Origin of the sequence: Segatella copri (assembly GCF_949820605.1) — a bacterium.
Classification (GTDB): Bacteria; Bacteroidota; Bacteroidia; order Bacteroidales; family Bacteroidaceae; genus Prevotella.
Genome location: NZ_CATKVU010000006.1, coordinates 795,355 through 815,315, shown reverse-complemented (window position 1 = coordinate 815,315; position 19,961 = coordinate 795,355). Strand labels below are relative to the sequence as shown.

Below are 19,961 nucleotides of genomic sequence, written 5' to 3'. Positions count from 1 at the left end.
TCGGCATTTTTTTCACTATTTCTGCAAAAAAACTTGCTAAATACAAAAAAAACACGTATTTTTGCAAGAAAATAATCCTTAAGACAGAAAGATAATGCAAGAAACTGTAAAGAAAGTATTGAATGGCGATTTTAATCGCAAGAAAGCATTGCTGTTTCTTATAACGGCTCTGCTTACCGTTATCGTCTGGAACCTGCCCATCGACAGCTTTGGCATCGACGGGCTCACCATTGTGCAGCAGCGCGTCATCGCCATCTTCGTCATGGCCGTGATGCTCTGGCTCACCGAGGCCATACCGGCATGGGCTACCAGCGTAGTGATTATCTTCGTGCTGCTGTTCTTCGTCAGCGACTCCGCCTTTAAGATCATGCAAGGCTCGGAGGCAGAGATGGGCAAGCTGCTCGACTATCAGGGTGTGATGGCGTGCTTCGCCGACCCTACCATCATCCTCTTCCTGGGCGGTTTCGTACTCGCCATAGCCGCTACCAAGAGCGGACTCGACGTGATGATGGCGAAGGCCCTGATTGCGCCATTCGGCAAGCGTTCTGAGAACGTACTGCTGGGCTTCATGCTCATCACCGGCATCTTCTCGATGTTCATCTCAAATACAGCCACCGCCGCCATGATGCTCACCTTCCTCACACCGGTGTTCAAATCATTGCCGCCTTCGGGCAAGGGCCGCGTGGCGCTCACCATGGCCATACCTATCGGAGCCAACCTGGGCGGTATGGGTACCCCTATCGGAACCCCTCCTAACGCCTTCGCCTTCAAGGTGCTGAACGACCCTGCAGGACTGAACCTGGGCATCAGCTTCGGCGACTGGATGCTGATCATGGCCCCTATGGTGCTCATCATGCTCCTGATGGCATGGGTCATCATCCGCAAGATGTTCCCGTTCTCTGCCAAGACCATCGAGCTCAACATCGAGGGCAACATGCAGCACAACTGGCGCACCACGGTAGTGGCAGTCACCTTCCTTGCAACCATCGTGCTCTGGGTATTCGGCAAGCAGCTGGGCATCAACGCCAACACCGTGGCCATGCTTCCTATCGCCGTATTCGCCCTTACGGGAGTGGTTACAGCCAAGGACCTGAAGGAGATTGACTGGGCTGTCATCTGGATGGTGGCAGGCGGATTCGCCCTCGGATTGGCGATGAACGGCACCGGTCTGGCCGAGGCAGCCGTAAAGAGCATTCCGTTTGCAGAATTCAATCCGCTGGTCATCATGATCGTATCCGGACTGGTATGCTTCATCCTGAGTAACTTCATCTCCAACACCGCCACCGCCGCCCTGCTCATCCCTATCCTTACGGTGGTATGCGCCGGCATGGGCGACAAGCTCAACACCATCGGCGGCACCTCTACCATCCTCATCGGAGTAGCGGTATCGGCCAGCTGCGCCATGTCGCTGCCTATCTCAACTCCTCCTAACGCCATCGCCTACTCTACCGGCCTCATCCAGCAGACCGACATGGTGAAGGCAGGACTCACGGTGGGCATCCTGAGCATGATAGTGGGCTACGCCGTGCTCATCACCTTCTGCAAGATGGGTGTGCTCTAGAGGGGCATCATCTGCGAAAATACACATTATTATATATATAAAGGAATGAAAAAGATTGTTATAGGAATCGACGTAGGCATCTCTACGACCAAGATTGTGGGCATCGATGAAAGCGGCATGGTGGTAAGCCCCATCCGCATCAAGGCCACCGACCCTATCACCTCGCTCTACGGAGCCTTCGGCAAGTATCTTCACGACAACAAGATTGCGCTGAACGATGTAGAACAGGTGATGCTCACAGGCGTAGGTTCAGCCTATATCGACGAGCCCATCTACGGACTGCCTACCTCGAAGAGCGAGGAGTTCGTGGCCGACGGACTGGGTGCCCGATACGAGAGCAAGCTCGACCGCATGATCGTGGTGAGCATGGGAACCGGTACATCGCTCGTAAAATGCGATGACAACGAGATAAGGCACATCGGAGGCATCGGCATAGGCGGCGGAACCCTGGCAGGACTGAGCCGCATCATGCTCAAGACCGATGACATCAAGCAGATTATCAACCTGGCCAAGGACGGCGACGTGAGCAAGATAAACCTGCTGATAGGCGACATCAGCGCCAAGCCTCTGCCCGGACTCCCGATGAACGCCACCGCATCGCTCTTCAGCAACGCCAAGGCCAACGCTTCGCGCGAAGACATCGCCATGGGACTCATCTGGATGGTGCTGCAGTCGATAGGTTCGGCTACCATCCTCTCATCGCTCGAATCGGGCATCAAGGATTTCGTGCTCATCGGCAACCTCACCCTGCTGCCGCAATGCCGCGAGGTGTTCCCAGCCATGGAGAAACTCTACGGAGTGAGGTTCAGAATACCGAAATACTCGGAATTCTGCACCGCCATCGGAGCTGCGCTCGACTATAAGCGACAAGCAAAATAATCACCCCCGAATCGCCGCAATGCCCTATACACGGGCGTTGCGGCGATTTTCATTTCCACCCCCTGCCACGGCACACAGACAACAAGGAAAAAACGCACACAAGCGCACAAAATACGCAACACGCTGATAGATAACAACTTAAACGTTTCGGAAAACAGAAATTTGTCAAAGTTTCCCAAAACTTTTTTGTTTTCGCCTGATTATCAGCGACTTAATGTTTTTTAACGATAAAAAAGTTGTCCAAAAGCAATTACTTTCAGAAATATTTTATACCTTTGCAATATCAAAATGAGGTACATATCTACCTCTTCAAGTCATAATGACTTAATACTAAGTAATTTAAATATTAATCGTAAAAGTAATACTAAAATGATCCAGACAGTAGTAAAGCGTGACGGACGCATCGTTGGATTCAACGAACAGAAAATCATGGCAGCCATTCGCAAGGCCATGTTGCACACCGACAAGGGTGAAGATACCACTCTTATCGAGCAGATAACCGACCACATCTCTTATCGCGGCAAGAGCCAGATGAGCGTTGAGGCCATTCAGGACGCCATCGAGATGGAGCTCATGAAGAGTGCCCGCAAAGATGTTGCCCAGAAGTATATCGCATACCGTAACCAGCGTAACATCGCCCGCAAGGCGAAGACACGCGACGTATTCATGAGCATTGTCAATGCCAAGAACAACGACATCACCCGTGAAAACGCCAACATGAATGCCGACACACCAGCCGGCATGATGATGAAGTTCGCTTCAGAAACCACTAAACCATTCGTCGACGACTACCTCCTCTCTGAGGATGTACGCGACGCCGTCATGCACAACTATATACATATTCACGATAAGGACTATTACCCAACAAAGAGTCTCACCTGCGTGCAGCATCCGCTCGACGTGATTCTGAACCACGGTTTCACAGCCGGTCACGGTTCAAGCCGTCCTGCCAAGCGCATCGAGACCGCAGCCGTGCTGGCTTGTATCTCTCTCGAGACCTGCCAGAACGAGATGCACGGCGGTCAGGCCATCCCAGCCTTCGACTTCTATCTGGCTCCATACGTACGCATGTCGTACCAGGAAGAGGTGAAGAACCTGGAGAAGCTGACAGGCGAAGACCTGAGCAACCTCTATGATGCGCCAATCGACGACTACATAGAGAAGCCGCTCGATGGATTGCAGGGCCGCGAACGCCTGGAGCAGCACGCCATCAACAAGACCGTGAACCGCGTGCATCAGGCGATGGAGGCATTCATCCACAACATGAACACCATCCACAGCCGCGGCGGTAACCAGGTAGTATTCTCAAGCATCAACTACGGTACCGATACCAGCGCCGAGGGCCGCTGCATCATGCGCGAAATCCTGCAGAGCACCTATCAGGGCGTAGGCAATGGCGAAACAGCCATCTTCCCTATCCAGATATGGAAGAAGAAGAGAGGCGTAAACTATCTGCCTGAGGACAGAAACTACGACCTCTACAAGCTGGCTTGCAAGGTAACAGCCCGCCGTTTCTTCCCTAACTTCCTGAACCTCGACGCCACCTTCAACCAGAACGAGAAGTGGCGTGCTGATGATCCGGAGCGCTACAAGTGGGAGATTGCAACCATGGGTTGCCGTACCCGCGTGTTCGAAGACCGCTGGGGCGAGAAGACCAGCATCGCCCGCGGTAACCTGAGCTTCTCTACCATCAACATCGTGAAGCTCGCCATCGAGTGCATGGGCATCGAAGACGAAAAGCAGCGCATCGACATGTTCTTTGCCAAGCTCGACAATATCCTCGACATCACAGCCAAGCAGCTCGACGAGCGCTTCCAGTTCCAGAAGACGGCGATGGCCAAGCAGTTCCCTCTGCTCATGAAGTATCTCTGGGTAGGCGCAGAAAACCTGAAGCCGGAAGAGACCATCGAGAGCGTCATCAACCACGGAACCCTGGGTATCGGCTTCATCGGATTGGCAGAATGCCTGGTTGCCCTCATCGGCAAGCACCACGGCGAGAGCGAGAAGGCACAGGAGCTGGGACTGAAGATTGTTACCTACATGCGCGACCGTGCCAACGAGTTCAGCGAGCAGTATCATCACAACTACTCTATCCTGGCTACTCCAGCCGAGGGATTGAGCGGTAAGTTCACTAAGAAGGACAGAAAGCAGTTTGGCGTCATCCCTGGCATTACAGACCGCGACTATTATACCAACTCTAACCACGTGCCTGTATACTATAAGTGTACAGCCCTGAAGAAGGCACAGGTCGAGGCTCCATACCACGACCTGACCCGTGGCGGCCACATCTTCTATGTAGAGATTGACGGCGATGCTACCCACAACCCTTCTGTTATCGAGAGCGTGGTAGACATGATGGATAAGTACAACATGGGTTACGGCTCAGTAAACCACAACCGCAACCGCTGTCTCGACTGCGGCTACGAGAATGCTGACGCCCACCTCGAGGTTTGTCCTAAGTGCGGCAGCCACCACATAGACAAGCTGCAGCGCATCACCGGTTATCTGGTAGGTACTACAGACCGCTGGAACAGTGGCAAGCTTGCCGAGCTCCACGACCGAGTAACCCATATCGGAGGGGCAAAGTAGTGACTAATGATTAGTGATTAATGATTAGCGTATTAAGCATCGTACATGATACGATGGTAGACGGTCCGGGCTTCCGCACATCCATTTACTGTGCGGGATGCCCCAACCATTGTCCGGGCTGCCATAATCCGCAGTCGTGGGACATCAGCCACGGCACGATGACCTCTACCGACGAGCTGATGAAGGAAATCATGAGCGACCCCTTCGCCAATGTCACCTTCTCGGGCGGCGACCCTATGTTTCAGGCAAAGGGCTTTGCCGAGCTGGCGCGTGCCATCAGGGAGCAGAGCAGCAAGAGCATCTGGTGCTTTACGGGCTATCTCTTCGAAAACCTCGTGAAGAATCCCGAGCAGTTGGAACTCCTCCGCCAAATCGATGTATTGGTAGACGGCCCCTTCGTACAGGCATTGCGCGATGAAGACCTCTTCTTCAGGGGCAGCAGCAACCAGCGCATCATCAACGTGCAGAAGTCGCTGAAAGAAGGAAGAGTGATAGAACTCAATCTTACAACAGAAAACCCGAATCCGGTATTGTAAATCTACATACCAGATTCGGGTTTCCCGTTTCTTTTTCCATGCCAAAATCATTCTCTCTTAGCATCCTTCTCTTCGAGGTAGCTGATAGAACTCTTGATATAATCACGCTCCCACTCGCTCTCGTGCAATTTCTCATCGCCATAGAGCAGAAGGTCGAGATCCAGCGGAACATCTACCTTACGATAAGGACCACGGATTCTGCGTCCGCATCTCTGCTCCACACTCCGCAGCGCGGCAAGCACAGACTTCTTAGAGCAGATGGTCTCCCCCGACATCACCTGATTCAGAAACTTGTCTGAATTCTCCAGTCCGATAGGCTCAGTCCACATGCGCGGACCGAAGAGGCTGTTCTTGAACATACATCTCAGATGTTCATGTGCCTTCAACACATTCTCCTCCTGATTTCTGTTAGAGCCGATAGCTATAATTACTTTTGTACGAGTTTTCATTATTAAAATCTTTATTTCTACAAAACAAGTCAGTTTCTCTCAGAAAAGACAGATAGCCCCTGCATTTGTATGTCATATTTTGTGCAAAGATATTAAAAATTTTGTAATAAACCGCGATTTATCCGTTTTTTTTTATATTTTTGCAGAATGAATCATCTAAAAGCAAACATTTTAGGGCTCGCTCTGCTCTGCTGCCTCCCGATGGGCGCACAGCTGAAGTGGAACCAGTCCTATCAGACATATATCAACCAGTATAAGGATCTTGCCATCGAGCAGATGCTCCGTTACCGCATTCCAGCCAGCATCACCCTAGCCCAGGGACTGTTTGAGAGTGCGGCAGGAAGGAGCGACCTCGTACGCCAGGGCAACAACCACTTCGGCATCAAATGTCACAACTGGACGGGACCAACCCAGTACCACGACGATGATGCCCGGGGCGAATGCTTCCGCGTATACCAGGACGCAAGAGACAGCTACGAAGACCACAGCAAGTTTCTGGCGCGCCAGCCACGCTACGCACGCCTCTTCGAACTCCCGCAGCACGACTACAAGGGATGGGCTCGCGGACTGAAAGCCTGCGGCTACGCCACCAATCCGCAGTATGCCAGCAAGCTGATACAGATCATAGAGCTCTACAAGCTCAACGAGTATGACAAGGCCAAGCGCTACGACCGCTTCATGGCTACCCACAGCGGTACCGACCAGCCTGTAAACGCCGAAGGATTGCTGCACCCTATCCATATCTTCAACAAGAATTACTATCTCTATGCCCGCGAAGGCGATACCTTCAAGAGCATAGGCAAGGAGGTGGGCATCAGCTGGCGCAAACTGGCTCGCTACAACGAGCGCGACAAGCACGCCGTGCTGCACAAGGGCGACATCATCTATCTGAAGAAGAAACGCTCCAAGGCACCTAAGCAGTATAAGAAGCGCCCTCACGTGATACAGCCGGGCGAAAGCATGTACACCATCTCGCAGAAGTATGGCATCCGACTGGAGAAACTCTACAAGATGAATCATCTCGACCCTAACATCCCGGTAAGCGTAGGAACACGGCTGAGGGTGAGATAAATGATTAGTGATTATTTTTTAGTGATTAGTGATTCGGTCACTTGGTGATTCGGTGAGAAATGTGAATGTGAATGTGAATTTAAAATGAAAATACAATGAAGAGAATGATATTATCCCTCGCCACCATGGCGATGCTGATGGCGCCCGGCACCATAAAGGCGCAAAACTTTGACGACTATTTCACAGACAAGACGCTGCGGGTAGACTATACCTTTGCCGGCAACCAGAAGCAGCAGATGATAGCCGTAGACGAACTCAACGTAATGCCACGCTGGTACGGCAAACGGCAGCGACTGGCCGAACTTCCGGTAGAGGGCAACGGACAGATAACCGTACGCGACCACCGCTCGGGCAAAATCATCTACCGCAACTCCTTCTCCACCCTCTTCCAGGAATGGCTCTCCTATCCAGAGGCAGAGAAGAACACGCAGAGTTTCGAGAACGTATTCCTCGTTCCCATGCCGAAAGATACCGTAGACATCACCCTCGACCTGCGCAACAACCGCCGCGAGATAACCACCACGCTCACCCACCAGGTAGCGCCGAAGGACATTCTGATTCATCAGAAAGGCAACAAGCCTACACCATACGTCACCCTGCAGCAGGCTGCCGACACCACCCGATGCATCCACATCGCATACGTGGCTGAAGGCTATACCGATGCTGAGATGCCTGTCTTCCTGAAAGATGCGCAGGAGGCTACAGAGGCCATCTTCGCCCACGAACCCTTCAAGAGCATGAGAGACCGCTTCAACATCGTAGCCGTAAAATCGCCATCCAAGCAGAGCGGACCTAGCATCCCAGCCCAGGGCATCTGGCACGAGACCGCCCTCAGCTCTCATTTCGACACCTTCTACAGCGACCGCTACCTTACCACCCTGCATCTCAAAGACCTGCACAACTGGCTGGCAGGTACCCCTTACGAGCACATCATCGTGCTGGTAAATTCGGATAAGTATGGCGGTGGCGGCATCCTCAATTCATACAATCTCACCACCTGCCACCAGAAATGGTTCAAGCCGGTAGTGGTGCATGAGTTTGGCCATTCCTTTGCCGGACTTGCCGATGAATACGCCTACGAGCAGGAGCAGATACCGATGTATCCTCACGATGTAGAGCCTTGGGAGAAGAACATCACTACCCTTGCCGATTTCCACGGAAAATGGGAGAACATGATAAACAAGAAGACCAAGATTCCTACTCCGCTCTCAAAGAAAGAGAAGGAGGCGGTGAGCAAGGTGGGTGTCTTCGAAGGTGCCGGATACAGCTTGAAGGGCGTTTACCGCGGTGTGCAGGACTGCCGTATGCGCATCAACGAAACGCCGGAATTCTGCCCGGTATGCAAGAAGGCGCTGCAGGACATCATCGACTTCTACACGAAATAAAGAAATCATAAAAAAATTATATCTATGAAAGAGCAAAACCTAAACATCAGATACATGGTGGCTCAGCTCTCAGAGTTGAGCCAGCAGGAGCAGGAGCTCGTAAACAGGGCGAAGGCTGCCACCAGCAATGCGTATGCTAACTACAGCCACTTCTATGTGGGAGCAGCCCTGCTGCTAGGCGACGGCAGAATAGTGATTGGAGCCAACCAGGAGAACGCCGCCTTCCCGTCGGGACTCTGTGCCGAGCGCAGCGCCATCTTCGGTGCCCAGAGCAACTATCCCGACCAGCCTATCCTGGCACTCGCCATAGCAGCGAGAAACGGCAACGGCTTCCTCAAGTCGCCTATCTCGCCATGCGGAGCCTGCCGCCAGGTGATACTGGAGATGGAAGACCGCTACCAGCGCCCCGTACGCATCCTGCTCTATGGCGAGAACGGCACCTACTGCTTCGACAGCATCAAAGACCTTCTCCCCTTCTGCTTCGTAGATTCGAACATGAAGGAATAAGATTACAGAGCCCACTTTAAAAAAGGGCTCAGGATATAAGAAAAAGCCCTACAGGAAGTTTGCATCATGCAGACTTTCCTGTAGGGCTTTCTTCTTATTCCTCCTTATACTCATTATTCCTCCCTATATTCAAAGCATCCTGCAGCAGGCTGCTCTTTCTTTCTCGGCAAACCATCACGATCGGTTGCAGGCAGGGTTTCGGCATCTGCCTTTCCTATTGCTGCTGACTCCTTGCGCAGATGGAAATCATACTTCAGATTGTCGGTGTCGAAAAGGCGGAAATGCTTCTCGGCAAACACCGTCGTATCCTTGATGTCCTCATAAACCACATGGGTGAACTTCAGACTGTCGTCCGTCTCCAGCTTCTCCGTGCGCAACACACAATGGTCGAAGAGGAAATTGAAGGCATCCTCCTCTTTCGGAGCCTCCCAGACCACCTCATCATCATGATAGCCCGTTACGAGCGAATTTCTCACCTCGAAACGAGGCAGCGGAGAGGCAAAACCGATGGCTGACTCGCGGCGCCCGTCAAACGGATAGAACTGGGCTATGGTGCAGCCGTTTACCTCAACATCTCCACCCTCAACATAGAGCGGATGCTTCAGACAGTTGGTTATCTGCGAGTTATAAATCTGCACCTTGGCAGAATCAATCCTCACACCGTAGCCCTGACTGTTATGAATCGTAGCATTCTCGATGAGCAGTTTCTGCTTCGTAGCATCGCCCGCTTCTATCATCACGGCATCGTAGGCACTATGAATATCAGCAAACGAAATCCTGCAGTCATGAGCCGAAGACATCAGTCTGATGCCCTGCCATTGTCCCGGTGTGCGGTCATAAGGCAGATAATCGAACATGTGGTCCAGCCGGTCGCCCCGCATCACCACTTCCCTGTCCTTTTCGCCCTCAATCTTCAGCGACCCGAACACCTGCAAACCCGCATTCTCGTGGAAATAGAGTTGGGTGCCCGGAGCAATGGTCAGCGTAGCCGCCTCATCAACCTTGATTCCCCCATAAACCACTACCGGCAGCGTGCTCTCCAGAAGCTTGTCTTCCTTCACCTCGAGCGAATTGAGTTTCATCGCATCCCATGAAAACGCCCTCAGATTCACCTTCTGTTCCACGCCACTTTCCAGCGCAAACACCAGGTTGTCGCTCACCAGCTGCGGCTTTTCGCTGTTCTGCATCGCCGAAGTCAATTCTACGAACACGCGTATGCTGTCACCCTTTCTGATCTCCACATTCTGCGTCTGGAATCCCGCTTCGCTGCCCAGATAAGATCCGTCAACATTCACCCTATAGCCCTTCTGGTTACCATTTTCCAGACGCACCGACTGGCAGCGCAGAGCCTTGCCCGTACGGTTGTAAACCCAGAAGCTTCGGGTAGGCGTAGGCACATTCGAGAAGGTGGTGTCCATCTTCAGCGTATCTACCGAAAACGAGAGCACATCTCCCCTCGACGTTGAGAAACTCTCATCGTCGGCACAACTGGCAAGCAGGGCGCTCATCGCCATCCCTACACCCATTATATACAAAAATCCCTTTTTCCGTTTCATATCTATAAAAACGGAAAAAGGGAAATATTATTGTATCTGCCTCTACATAAACAGAGCAAAGATGGATGAGCCTACAACCGTCATCACACCGCAAACCACGATGCTCAAGCTGCTCATGGCTCCCTCTATGGTACCCATTTCCATCGCCTTTGCCGTACCCAGTGCATGGGCAGAACAGCCGATGGCAATACCTTTGGCAATAGGCTCTTTGATGGAGAGAAGCTTCAGGAACTTCTCGGCAAAGATGTTGCCCAGCACACCCGTTACGATGATGACAACCACCGAAACCGAAACATGACCGCCCAACTCCTCAGAAACGCCGATACCGATGGCGGTAGTGATGCTCTTAGGCAGGAAGGTAACGTAGGACGCATGGTCGAAATGGAAGATGAGGGCGAGAATGAGCACGGAGCAGAGACTCGCCAGCACGCCCGAAACGATGCCGATCAGTACAGCCCGATAATTCTTCTTCAGAAGCTCAACCTGCTGATAAAGTGGCACAGCCAGACAGATGGTGGCTGGTGTGAGCAGATAGCTGATGCTGTTGGCGCCCGCCGAATAGGTCTTGTAATCTACGCCCGTCAGCAGGAGCGTGATGATGACGAGGATGATGGAGATGAGCAGCGGGTTCATCAGCGACCATCCCGTCTTCAGCTTCAGCAGCATGCCTATGCCGTAGGCAGCCAGACTGATGAGAACGCCGAAGAAGACAGAATCCTGGAACAACTGGTTCATTTCTTCGCCTCCTTTCCTTTTCTGATTACCAACTGCGTAATCCAGCCCGAAGCACCCATCACGACGAAGGTGCTGACCACCGTAACTACGATATACTGGAACCATGCATTACCGATATCCTGATAAGAATCAATCAGTCCTACGGCAGCCGGAATAAACATCACGGGCATGATGGCAATGAGGAAACTGCTGGTTTCGCGGATATGCTTCACCTTGATCAGTTTTGTTTCCAGCGCAAGGAAGAGCAGGATGATGCCATAGATGCTTGCCGGAATAGGCAATGGCAGCAAAAAATGGAGCAATTCCCCAGCAAAGGAGAACGCTATGATTATCAAAAATTGAATTAAAAACTTCATGTTGAATTACTTTAAACCTTGAAACTTTGAACCTTTGAATCTAAATCAAGCTAACATACTGCTCAATGAGGCTTGCTGTCTCTTCTACACCCAGGCGCACAGTATCCAGGCAGATGTCATAATCATCGGCATTTCCCCAGGTAAGGCCTGTATAATACTTATGATAAGCCACTCTGCAATCCTCGGTGTGCTCCACAAACTCCTCAGCTTCCTCATACGAAAAGCCCTTCTCCTCCTGAATATCCTTGATGCGAGCCTCCAGATTGCCGCTCAGGAAAACAGAAATCAAGTCCTTGCGCTCGCGGAAGATATAGTTTCCGCAACGGCCGATGATGATACAGTCTTCATCGCCTATCATATCGGCAAGTGTACGGAGCGGTTTTTCTGTCAGCGCCCTCCGCGTTTCGCCAAGCGACGACATCGAGAAGAGCAGTTCATCTACCGGCCGCTCATCGAAGAAAGCCTCCATCTCGTCGAGCACTCCTCTCTGTTCAGCCATTTCCATCATATTTTTACGGGTATAAAAAGGAATACCATACTTTTCGGCGAGCAGCTTGCCCACGCGAATAGCGCCACATCCACACTGGCGCGCTATCGTTATAATCATGATTCTATAAAATTAAAACGTATATAATAATTACTCTGTTCCGTTATCCCCCTCCAGCCCATCCAGAGCGGGAGTTTTATATAGCAAAAAAGCTAAGAAGATTTGACTCTTCTTAGCTTTCTTGTGTCGGGGCGACAGGATTCGAACCTGCGACCACCTGTTCCCAAAACAGGAGCGCTACCGGGCTGCGCTACACCCCGCTTATGCTTTGCTAAAGGTTTGAGTGAGAGAAAAATAGAGTCGGGGCGACAGGATTCGAACCTGCGACCACCTGTTCCCAAAACAGGAGCGCTACCGGGCTGCGCTACACCCCGCTTACTCATCTCTACGATACCTCTTAAGCATTGCTTTAAGCATCATTTCTGAATTGCGAGTGCAAAGGTACTACATTTTTTCGATTCCACCAAATTTTTCCCTAACTTTTTTCAAAAAAATATGCATTTAGATGCAAAATCCTTGAAAACCGGGCACAAAATAAGGGCAACCCCTATCCGGAATTGCCCTTATACCTTATTATATATAGTAGCGGCAAAGAACCGCAACCATACTTGCTGAACTTTTAAATCAGAAACCGACTGCCCGAATCTGTCAAACCGAGAAGACCGGCAAATCTGATTTTACTTGATGATTCCCTCTTCTACGAAAATCTTCTTCAAGATCTGGACAGCCTGCTCAACCTGCTTTCTTGTATGAGTAGCCATGAGTGCGAAACGTACCAATGTATCCTGAGGAGCACAAGCTGGAGGAATAACAGGGTTGATGAACACACCTGCATCGTAAGCCATCTTGGTAACAACGAATGTCTTCTCAGCATCGCGTACGTAGAGAGGAATGATAGGACTCTCTGTCTCGCCAATCTCGAAACCTTCCTCGCGGAAACGCTTCAAGGCATAGTTGGTTACATCCCAGAGATTCTCGAAACGCTCTGGCTCATTCTGAATGATGTGGAGAGCCTCGAGAGCTGCTGCTGTGGCAGCTGGAGTGTTAGAGGCGCTGAAGATGTAAGTACGGCAGTTGTGACGGAGGAAGTTGATCGTATCCTTGTCTGATGCGATGAAACCACCGATAGAAGCCAGACTCTTAGAGAATGTACCCATGATGAGGTCTACCTCGTCGGTCAGACCGAAGTGGTCGCATACACCACGACCCTGCTTGCCGAATACGCCAAGGCCATGAGCCTCGTCTACCATGATAGAGCAGTTGTACTTATGCTTGAGCTTAACGATTTCAGGCAAGTTAGCCAGGTCGCCCTCCATAGAGAACACACCGTCAACAACGATGAGCTTGATAGCCTCCTCAGGGAGCTTAGAGAGCACGCGCTCCAAATCTTCCATATCGTTGTGCTTGTAGTGGAGCTGGGTAGCGAATGAGAGGCGGCGGCCATCTACGATACTTGCATGGTCGCGGTCATCGCAGATAATATAGTCGTTACGACCTACTACGCAAGCCAAGACACCCTGGTTTACAGAGAATCCTGTAGAGAAACACAAAGTTTCATCCTTGCCAATAAACTCAGCAAGCTCCTTTTCGAGCTGCACGTGCAAATCGAGCGTACCATTGAGGAAACGGCTTCCTGCACAACCAGAACCATACTTGTCGAGCGCAGCCTTTGCTGCATCAATAACACGCTGGTCGTTAGTCAAACCCTGATAAGCATTAGAACCGAACATCAGGATTTTATGACCATCGATGTCGGTTACCTCTGTCATCTGCTTACTTGTGATCTCGCGGAAATATGGATACACACCGGCAGCCATATACTTCTGAGGTTCACGATAATTCTTGTATCTTTCTTGTAATTGTCCCATTATTAATAGGTGTACTTTATTTCTTTTTTATACTTTTCTAAGTTTCAGGGTGCAAAGATACAAAAAAGAACTCAATAAACGGCTTTTTTTATAAGAAAGTTTACTTTTATAGTTTTTTTAATCGATATTTCTTGTTATTTTGGGTATTTTTATTACTTTTGCAGCCTAAATTTTACAAACTCTTGACTATATAATGAAGAAAAAGATACTTTTCATCATGAATCCGATTTCAGGAACAGCCAGCAAGGCAGCAGTTCCCAGTCTGATAGATTCTGTTTTGGACAAAGAGCTTTTTGAGTACGAGATAAGAATGACTGAAAGAGCTGGGCACGCTTCGGAAATTGCTACCGAAGCGAAGAACAACCATGTAGATGTAGTTGTGGCGGTTGGTGGTGACGGAACCGTCAACGAGGTGGCCCGCTCACTGGTTCACTCCGATACTGCCCTCGGCATTCTGCCTTGCGGTTCGGGCAACGGACTGGCGAGACATCTGCTGCTCCCGATGAACCTGAAGAAATGCATAGAGGTCATCAACCAATGCCAGATTAGAGATCTGGATTATGGTGTCATCAACGACCACCCGTTCTTCTGCACCTGCGGCATGGGCTTTGACGCTTTCGTCAGCATGAAGTTTGCCGAGAGCGGCAAGCGCGGTCCTATCACTTATGCTGAAAATATCCTGCGCGAGGGATTGAAGTATAAGCCTGAGACTTACACTCTGGAGGACGAGACGGGCACCAAACAATATAAGGCGTTCCTCATTTCCTGTGCCAACGCATCTCAGTATGGCAACAATGCCTATATTGCCCCTCAAGCATCCATGAGCGACGGTTTGATGGATGTCGTCATCATGGAACCATTCGATGTAATCGAGGCGCCTCAGGTAAGTTTCGACATGTTCAACAAAACATTGGACAAGAACTCGAAGATCAAGTCGTTCCGATGCAAGAAGCTCCATATCACTCGCAGTCAGCCAGGCTTAATCCATTATGATGGCGACCCTGTGATGACGGGTGCAGAGATTGATGTTCACCTGGAAGAAAAGGGAATCAAGATGGTGGTGAACCCATTTGCCAACAAGAACGACCGCAAGCCGAACATGATTCAGTCTGCCTTTGCCGATTTCTTCAACGACATCAATGCCGTGCGCGATGATATTCATAAAGACATCCAGCGCCAGAGCAAAAGAGTAGAAGCTATCAGCAAACTGGTACAGAAGAAGCTGAACCTTTAAGGGAATGTTGAGTGTTGAATGTTGAGTGTTGAATGTTGAGTGTTGAATGTTGAGTGTTGAATTTAGAGGGAGTGTTCATTCAACATTCAACACTCAACATTCAACATTCCTCAAAGGTAGAATTCTTCCGTTATTTTCCTATACCATTCCGAGCGGTTTCCCTGCGAATCCATCATCGTTTCAACATGCTCTTCATAAGGCGAAATGCGATGCTTTGCAAAACTCAGCATAAAGCGCTTTGGCTGCTTGCGCTCTACCGTCTTTACACCACACTTCCGTATAAGATAAAAACCTAATATACAAGACTCTGCAACAAACTGCTCCACTACTTCTACGGGAACAATTGCAGAGAAAATACCGTCATCAGAAAGCAGCCGTTTTACACCCGCAAACAAATCGCGAAACGGAAGACTGTCCGTATGTCTCGCCATCGTCCTCTTACTGTCCGGATTTTTCAAGCTATCTACAAAGAACGGAGGATTGCTCACTATCGCATCAAAAACACCGGCAGCCTTCAAACCTTCAGCAGTTTCCAAAGCCTCAGCAGTTTTCGAAACACCGGCTCCCCCGAAATCCTGCAGTCTGCAGCATTCTATTTCCACCCTGCCGCGAAACGGACTTGCCATCACATTCTCCCTCGCCTGTCCGCAGGCATCAGCATCCATATCAATCCCCACTACCTCAGCTTCAGGAAAACGCTGCGCCATCATGAGCGAAATCAGTCCCGTTCCGGAACCAATGTCCAGAATCCGCCTGCCACCTTGCGCCCATGCACCCAGCAAAACGCCGTCAGTTCCCACTTTCATGGCACAACGGTCTTGCTCTATCTCAAACTGTTTAAATCGAAAATTACCCATAAATTCTTCTGTCTCTTTACAGAAGAAAACGAATGCGCCGCCGATTTATTTTATCGCAAACAGCAGAAATTGACGCTTCTACCTGCAAAAAGCAGCTACCCACATCTATAAAAACGGGTACTAATATATAGAAAAAGCACTTTTATTATTAAATAATCTATCATCTTCCACGATATTTCACAAAAAATGAGTACCTTTGCACGGAAAATAGAAATCATAACAAAATGGATAATAGAAGAACAAGTACCCGAATACAAATGATTGCAGACTACGAGGGCGACCCGAAAACCCTGATCGAAGACCAGGAAGAAGGCTTGTACCCTACCCTCTGCATGCGAGATATTGTAGTTTTCCCTACCAACATGACCCCTATCGTTGTGGGTAGAAAAGAAAGTCTGAATCTCGTCCGGATGCTGGAAAAGAAACCAGACACCATATTCTGTGTATTCTGCCAGAAGAACAAAGATACAGAATCGCCCTACGAAGAAGACCTCTACCCTGTAGGTGTCTTCGCCAAACTCATTAAGGTGATCAAGATGCCTGGCACAGAGCAGATGAGCATCATCATCCAGGGTCTGGGCAGATGTCAGATGAAACATCTCGTTCAAAAAGAGCCTTACACGGTAATTGATGTAAAAAGTCTTCCGGAGAAATGGCCTGACGAGAACAACGATGAACTCTTCAGAATGCTCTACGAGAACTTCCATTACGAAGCGACAGACTATATCAAATCAAGCGCCAACTATACTGATGAGGCCATCCAGGCCATCAACGAACTCTCGAGCATTCACATGCAGTGCAACTTCATGTGCTCCCTCCTCCCTTTCTCCATCGAGGATAAAATCAAGATGCTGAAAGAGGAAAATCTCAGCGAGCGCATCATGATTGCCATCAGATCCCTGAACAAGGTGCGCCATCTGCTACGCATCCAGACTGAGATTGAGAACAAAACCCACTACGACCTCGATGAACAGCAGAAGGAATACTTCCTCAAGCAGCAAATCAAGAACATCAGGGAAGAACTGGGAGAAGGCAACGCCAGTCCGGAGAAGAAGGAGATTCTGGAGAAGGCGAAACTGAAGAACTGGAGCGAAGAGACAGCCAAGATTTTCAAGAAAGAAATTGCCAAGCTCGACACCCTGAACCCGCAAAGTCCTGACTATTCGATACAGATAGGATTCCTGCAGACCATGGTAGATTTGCCTTGGAACTCCTACACCCAGGACGACCTCAGTCTGACCCGTGCCAAGCGCATTCTGAACCACGACCACTACGGCATGGAGAATGTGAAGGAGCGCATCCTGGAATTCCTCGCCGTAAGAGCACTGAACGGCGGCGGCAAGAGTCCTATCCTCTGCCTCTACGGTCCTCCGGGCGTAGGAAAGACCAGTCTGGGCAAGAGCATCGCAGCAGCCATGAAGCGCAAGTATGTACGCATGTCGCTGGGCGGTCTGCACGATGAAGCCGAAATCCGCGGTCACCGCCGCACCTATGTGGGAGCCATGCCGGGCCGCATCATCAAGAACATGCTGAAGGCAGGCAGCAGCAATCCGGTCTTCATCCTCGACGAGATTGACAAGGTGGCGCAGAGCAATTTCAACGGCGACCCTGCATCAGCCCTGCTCGAAGTGCTGGACCCGGAACAGAACAATGCCTTCCACGACAATTATCTCGATATGGATTACGACCTCTCCAAGGTGCTCTTCATCGCCACAGCCAATGACCTGAGCGTCATTCCGCGTCCGCTCCTCGACCGTATGGAGCTGATAGAAGTAGGCGGCTACATCACCGAAGAGAAGACAGAGATTGCCAAGCGCCATCTCGTACCGGAAGAGCTGGAAAGCACCGGACTCGACAAGGTTTCGCCGAAGGTAAGCTTCAACAAGAATGCCCTCGAGTTCATCATCGAGCACTACACCCGGGAGAGCGGCGTAAGACAGCTGAAGAAACAGATTGACAAGAGTCTGCGCAAGATGGCTTACAAACTGGCCTGCAACCAGGAGCTGAAGAACTACACCATCACCCCTGCCGAAGTAAAAGACCTGCTGGGCAATCCGCCGTTCAACCGCGACATCTACCAGGGCAACGACTATGCAGGAGTGGTAACCGGACTGGCCTGGACCTCAGTGGGCGGCGAAATCCTCTACATCGAAACCTCGCTCAGCAAGGGCAAGGCTGGCAAGCTCACCCTGACCGGAAATCTGGGCGACGTGATGAAGGAATCGGCCATTATCGCACTGGAATACGTCAAGTCGCACATCGACCTGCTCCAGGTAGACTACCGCATCTTCGAGCAGTGGAACATCCACATCCACGTGCCTGAGGGAGCCACCCCGAAAGACGGTCCTTCTGCCGGAATCACCATCGCCACCAGCATCGCCTCAGCCATCACCCAGCGCAAGGTGCGTGCCAATACAGCCATGACCGGCGAGATAACCCTCCGCGGCAAAGTGCTCCCGGTAGGCGGAATCAAGGAGAAGATTCTGGCAGCCAAGCGGGCAGGAATCAAGCACATCGTGATGTGCAGGGAGAACCAGAAGAACGTAGAGGAAATACCGGAGAAATATCTCAAGGGCGTAGACTTCCACTATGTAGAGAATGTGGCTGACGTCTGGCAGTTCGCGCTGACCGACGAGAAGGTGAAAAACCCGACAGACTTCAGCATTGAGGAAAATGATAAAAAAGAATAAAAATGAAATTTGAATTACAAGTAACAGATAAAGCAAGCGATGCGCGTACAGGCATCATCACCACCGACCACGGACAGATCAAGACCCCAATCTTCATGCCCGTAGGAACCGTAGGAAGCGTGAAGGGCGTCCACTTCGAGGAACTCAAGAAGCAGGTCATGGCACAGATTATCCTCGGAAACACCTATCACCTCTACCTGCGCCCAGGTCTTGACGTCATCAGGGCAGCAGGCGGCTTGCACAAGTTCAACGGCTGGGACCGTCCTATCCTCACCGACAGCGGCGGCTTCCAGGTCTTCTCGCTCACCGGCATCCGCAAGCTCAAGGAAGAAGGCTGCGAGTTCCGCTCCCACATCGACGGCAGCAAGCACTTCTTCACACCGGAGAACGTGATGGACACCGAGCGCGTCATCGGAGCCGACATCATGATGGCCTTCGATGAATGTCCACCGGGACAGAGCGATTACCAGTACGCCAAGAACAGCCTCATACTCACCCAGCGCTGGCTAGACCGCTGCATCAAGCGGTTCAACGAAACCGAGCCCCTCTACGGCTATCAGCAGAGCCTCTTCCCTATCGTTCAGGGCTGCACCTTCCCGGACCTGCGCCGCGAAGCAGCCAAATACATTGCCGACAAGGGAGCCGACGGAAATGCCATCGGCGGACTTGCCGTAGGAGAGCCTACCGAGGTGATGTATGAGATGATAGAAGTAGTGAACGAAATCCTGCCGAAAGACAAGCCGAGATATCTGATGGGCGTAGGAACCCCGCAGAACATCCTCGAAGCCATCGAGCGCGGCGTAGACATGTTCGACTGCGTAATGCCGACCCGCAACGGCCGCAACGCCATGCTCTTCACCTATCAGGGCACGATGAACATGCGCAACAAGAAGTGGGAGAAAGATTTCAGTCCGGTAGATCCAGACGGCTGCGACATCGACCTCGTTACCACGAAGGCCTACCTCCACCACCTCTTCAAGGCACAGGAGTTGCTGGCGATGCAGATAGCCAGCATCCACAACCTCTCTTTCTATCTGCGCCTCGTGACCGATGCCCGCCATCATATCGAGCAGGGCGATTTCGTGGCATGGAAGAATTCCATCATCGACCAGCTTGGCCGAAGAATTTAAGTAAGCAAGCA

At 50.9% G+C, this 19,961-nt stretch carries 17 protein-coding genes and 2 tRNA genes; 10 read left to right on the top strand and 9 right to left on the bottom strand.

From position 1 onward, the window contains the following. The first annotated feature begins 94 nt into the window (after positions 1-94). From RCO84_RS04375 to nrdG, 4 genes are all read left to right on the top strand, one after another. Positions 95-1,561: an SLC13 family permease gene (locus tag RCO84_RS04375; RefSeq protein ID WP_317576874.1), complete on the top strand. Its 1,467-nt coding sequence runs from the start codon at positions 95-97 to the stop codon at positions 1,559-1,561. Between the two features lie 45 nt (positions 1,562-1,606). Next, positions 1,607-2,440: a type II pantothenate kinase gene (gene coaW / locus RCO84_RS04370; protein ID WP_144153732.1), complete on the top strand. Its 834-nt coding sequence runs from the start codon at positions 1,607-1,609 to the stop codon at positions 2,438-2,440. A 369-nt stretch (positions 2,441-2,809) separates the two neighbouring features. Further along, positions 2,810-5,029 carry an anaerobic ribonucleoside triphosphate reductase gene (locus RCO84_RS04365; protein WP_287842137.1) on the top strand — a complete coding sequence of 740 codons (2,220 nt, stop codon included), beginning with the start codon at positions 2,810-2,812 and terminating at the stop codon, positions 5,027-5,029. Positions 5,030-5,049: 20 nt separating this feature from the next. Further along, entirely contained in the window at positions 5,050-5,565 is a 516-nt protein-coding gene (gene nrdG, locus RCO84_RS04360) for an anaerobic ribonucleoside-triphosphate reductase activating protein (RefSeq protein WP_022121338.1), read from the top strand. A gap of 47 nt (positions 5,566-5,612) precedes the next feature. Here the strand turns inward: nrdG and RCO84_RS04355 are convergent, their stop codons facing one another. Next, on the bottom strand, positions 5,613-6,014 hold the full coding sequence (locus RCO84_RS04355) for a 2-amino-4-hydroxy-6-hydroxymethyldihydropteridine diphosphokinase (RefSeq protein WP_144153735.1): 402 nt from the start codon (positions 6,012-6,014) through the stop codon (positions 5,613-5,615). Between the two features lie 147 nt (positions 6,015-6,161). Here RCO84_RS04355 and RCO84_RS04350 point away from each other — a divergent pair, with 147 nt between their 5' ends. The 3 genes from RCO84_RS04350 to RCO84_RS04340 all read left to right on the top strand — a co-directional run bounded on the left by RCO84_RS04350 (position 6,162) and on the right by RCO84_RS04340 (position 8,977). Then, entirely contained in the window at positions 6,162-7,085 is a 924-nt protein-coding gene (locus tag RCO84_RS04350) for a glucosaminidase domain-containing protein (protein WP_287593011.1), read from the top strand. Between the two features lie 95 nt (positions 7,086-7,180). Next, a complete protein-coding gene (locus tag RCO84_RS04345; protein ID WP_317584056.1) occupies positions 7,181-8,470 on the top strand; it encodes a M64 family metallopeptidase in 1,290 nt (429 codons plus the stop codon). A gap of 24 nt (positions 8,471-8,494) precedes the next feature. Beyond that, a complete protein-coding gene (locus RCO84_RS04340) occupies positions 8,495-8,977 on the top strand; it encodes a cytidine deaminase (protein ID WP_287820226.1) in 483 nt (160 codons plus the stop codon). 113 nt (positions 8,978-9,090) lie between these two features. Here the strand turns inward: RCO84_RS04340 and RCO84_RS04335 are convergent, their stop codons facing one another. From RCO84_RS04335 to spt, 7 genes are all read right to left on the bottom strand, one after another. After that, entirely contained in the window at positions 9,091-10,533 is a 1,443-nt protein-coding gene (locus RCO84_RS04335; protein ID WP_317584054.1) for a right-handed parallel beta-helix repeat-containing protein, read from the bottom strand. 42 nt (positions 10,534-10,575) lie between these two features. Next, positions 10,576-11,268, bottom strand: coding sequence for an LrgB family protein (locus tag RCO84_RS04330; RefSeq protein ID WP_006849545.1), 693 nt, complete (start codon positions 11,266-11,268; stop codon positions 10,576-10,578). Then, positions 11,265-11,624, bottom strand: a complete 360-nt coding sequence (locus RCO84_RS04325; RefSeq protein ID WP_117728647.1) for a CidA/LrgA family protein — start codon at positions 11,622-11,624, stop codon at positions 11,265-11,267. The genes RCO84_RS04330 and RCO84_RS04325 overlap by 4 nt, the downstream gene beginning before the upstream one ends. Before the next feature lie 40 nt (positions 11,625-11,664). Further along, positions 11,665-12,231, bottom strand: coding sequence for a cytidylate kinase-like family protein (locus tag RCO84_RS04320; RefSeq protein ID WP_144153741.1), 567 nt, complete (start codon positions 12,229-12,231; stop codon positions 11,665-11,667). 126 nt (positions 12,232-12,357) lie between these two features. Beyond that, positions 12,358-12,431 (bottom strand) — tRNA-Pro (locus RCO84_RS04315). 40 nt (positions 12,432-12,471) lie between these two features. Continuing rightward, a tRNA-Pro gene (locus RCO84_RS04310) sits at positions 12,472-12,545 on the bottom strand. Between the two features lie 303 nt (positions 12,546-12,848). Continuing rightward, entirely contained in the window at positions 12,849-14,039 is a 1,191-nt protein-coding gene (gene spt, locus RCO84_RS04305; RefSeq protein WP_144155079.1) for a serine palmitoyltransferase, read from the bottom strand. 193 nt (positions 14,040-14,232) lie between these two features. Between spt and RCO84_RS04300 the strand changes: the two genes are divergently transcribed. Continuing rightward, a complete protein-coding gene (locus tag RCO84_RS04300; RefSeq protein WP_264900312.1) occupies positions 14,233-15,273 on the top strand; it encodes a diacylglycerol/lipid kinase family protein in 1,041 nt (346 codons plus the stop codon). A 110-nt stretch (positions 15,274-15,383) separates the two neighbouring features. Here RCO84_RS04300 and RCO84_RS04295 read toward each other — a convergent pair whose 3' ends face one another. Next, entirely contained in the window at positions 15,384-16,130 is a 747-nt protein-coding gene (locus tag RCO84_RS04295) for a tRNA1(Val) (adenine(37)-N6)-methyltransferase (RefSeq protein WP_317584050.1), read from the bottom strand. Positions 16,131-16,354: 224 nt separating this feature from the next. On the opposite strand from RCO84_RS04295, the gene lon reads away from it, so the two are divergent. Beyond that, positions 16,355-18,820: an endopeptidase La gene (lon, locus tag RCO84_RS04290; RefSeq protein ID WP_287862256.1), complete on the top strand. Its 2,466-nt coding sequence runs from the start codon at positions 16,355-16,357 to the stop codon at positions 18,818-18,820. Positions 18,821-18,822: 2 nt separating this feature from the next. Continuing rightward, entirely contained in the window at positions 18,823-19,950 is a 1,128-nt protein-coding gene (tgt, locus tag RCO84_RS04285; protein WP_317584048.1) for a tRNA guanosine(34) transglycosylase Tgt, read from the top strand. The last annotated feature ends 11 nt before the right edge of the window (positions 19,951-19,961 follow it).

Bases quoted from the DNA above. Each gene is read 5' to 3' on its own strand.
- RCO84_RS04375 (WP_317576874.1), top strand. From the start codon at position 95: ATGCAAGAAACTGTAAAGAAAGTATTGAATGGCGATTTTAATCGCAAG.
- coaW (WP_144153732.1), top strand. From the start codon at position 1,607: ATGAAAAAGATTGTTATAGGAATCGACGTAGGCATCTCTACGACCAAG.
- RCO84_RS04365 (WP_287842137.1), top strand. From the start codon at position 2,810: ATGATCCAGACAGTAGTAAAGCGTGACGGACGCATCGTTGGATTCAAC.
- nrdG (WP_022121338.1), top strand. From the start codon at position 5,050: ATGATTAGCGTATTAAGCATCGTACATGATACGATGGTAGACGGTCCG.
- RCO84_RS04355 (WP_144153735.1), bottom strand. From the start codon at position 6,014: ATGAAAACTCGTACAAAAGTAATTATAGCTATCGGCTCTAACAGAAAT.
- RCO84_RS04350 (WP_287593011.1), top strand. From the start codon at position 6,162: ATGAATCATCTAAAAGCAAACATTTTAGGGCTCGCTCTGCTCTGCTGC.
- RCO84_RS04345 (WP_317584056.1), top strand. From the start codon at position 7,181: ATGAAGAGAATGATATTATCCCTCGCCACCATGGCGATGCTGATGGCG.
- RCO84_RS04340 (WP_287820226.1), top strand. From the start codon at position 8,495: ATGAAAGAGCAAAACCTAAACATCAGATACATGGTGGCTCAGCTCTCA.
- RCO84_RS04335 (WP_317584054.1), bottom strand. From the start codon at position 10,533: ATGAAACGGAAAAAGGGATTTTTGTATATAATGGGTGTAGGGATGGCG.
- RCO84_RS04330 (WP_006849545.1), bottom strand. From the start codon at position 11,268: ATGAACCAGTTGTTCCAGGATTCTGTCTTCTTCGGCGTTCTCATCAGT.
- RCO84_RS04325 (WP_117728647.1), bottom strand. From the start codon at position 11,624: ATGAAGTTTTTAATTCAATTTTTGATAATCATAGCGTTCTCCTTTGCT.
- RCO84_RS04320 (WP_144153741.1), bottom strand. From the start codon at position 12,231: ATGATTATAACGATAGCGCGCCAGTGTGGATGTGGCGCTATTCGCGTG.
- spt (WP_144155079.1), bottom strand. From the start codon at position 14,039: ATGGGACAATTACAAGAAAGATACAAGAATTATCGTGAACCTCAGAAG.
- RCO84_RS04300 (WP_264900312.1), top strand. From the start codon at position 14,233: ATGAAGAAAAAGATACTTTTCATCATGAATCCGATTTCAGGAACAGCC.
- RCO84_RS04295 (WP_317584050.1), bottom strand. From the start codon at position 16,130: ATGGGTAATTTTCGATTTAAACAGTTTGAGATAGAGCAAGACCGTTGT.
- lon (WP_287862256.1), top strand. From the start codon at position 16,355: ATGGATAATAGAAGAACAAGTACCCGAATACAAATGATTGCAGACTAC.
- tgt (WP_317584048.1), top strand. From the start codon at position 18,823: ATGAAATTTGAATTACAAGTAACAGATAAAGCAAGCGATGCGCGTACA.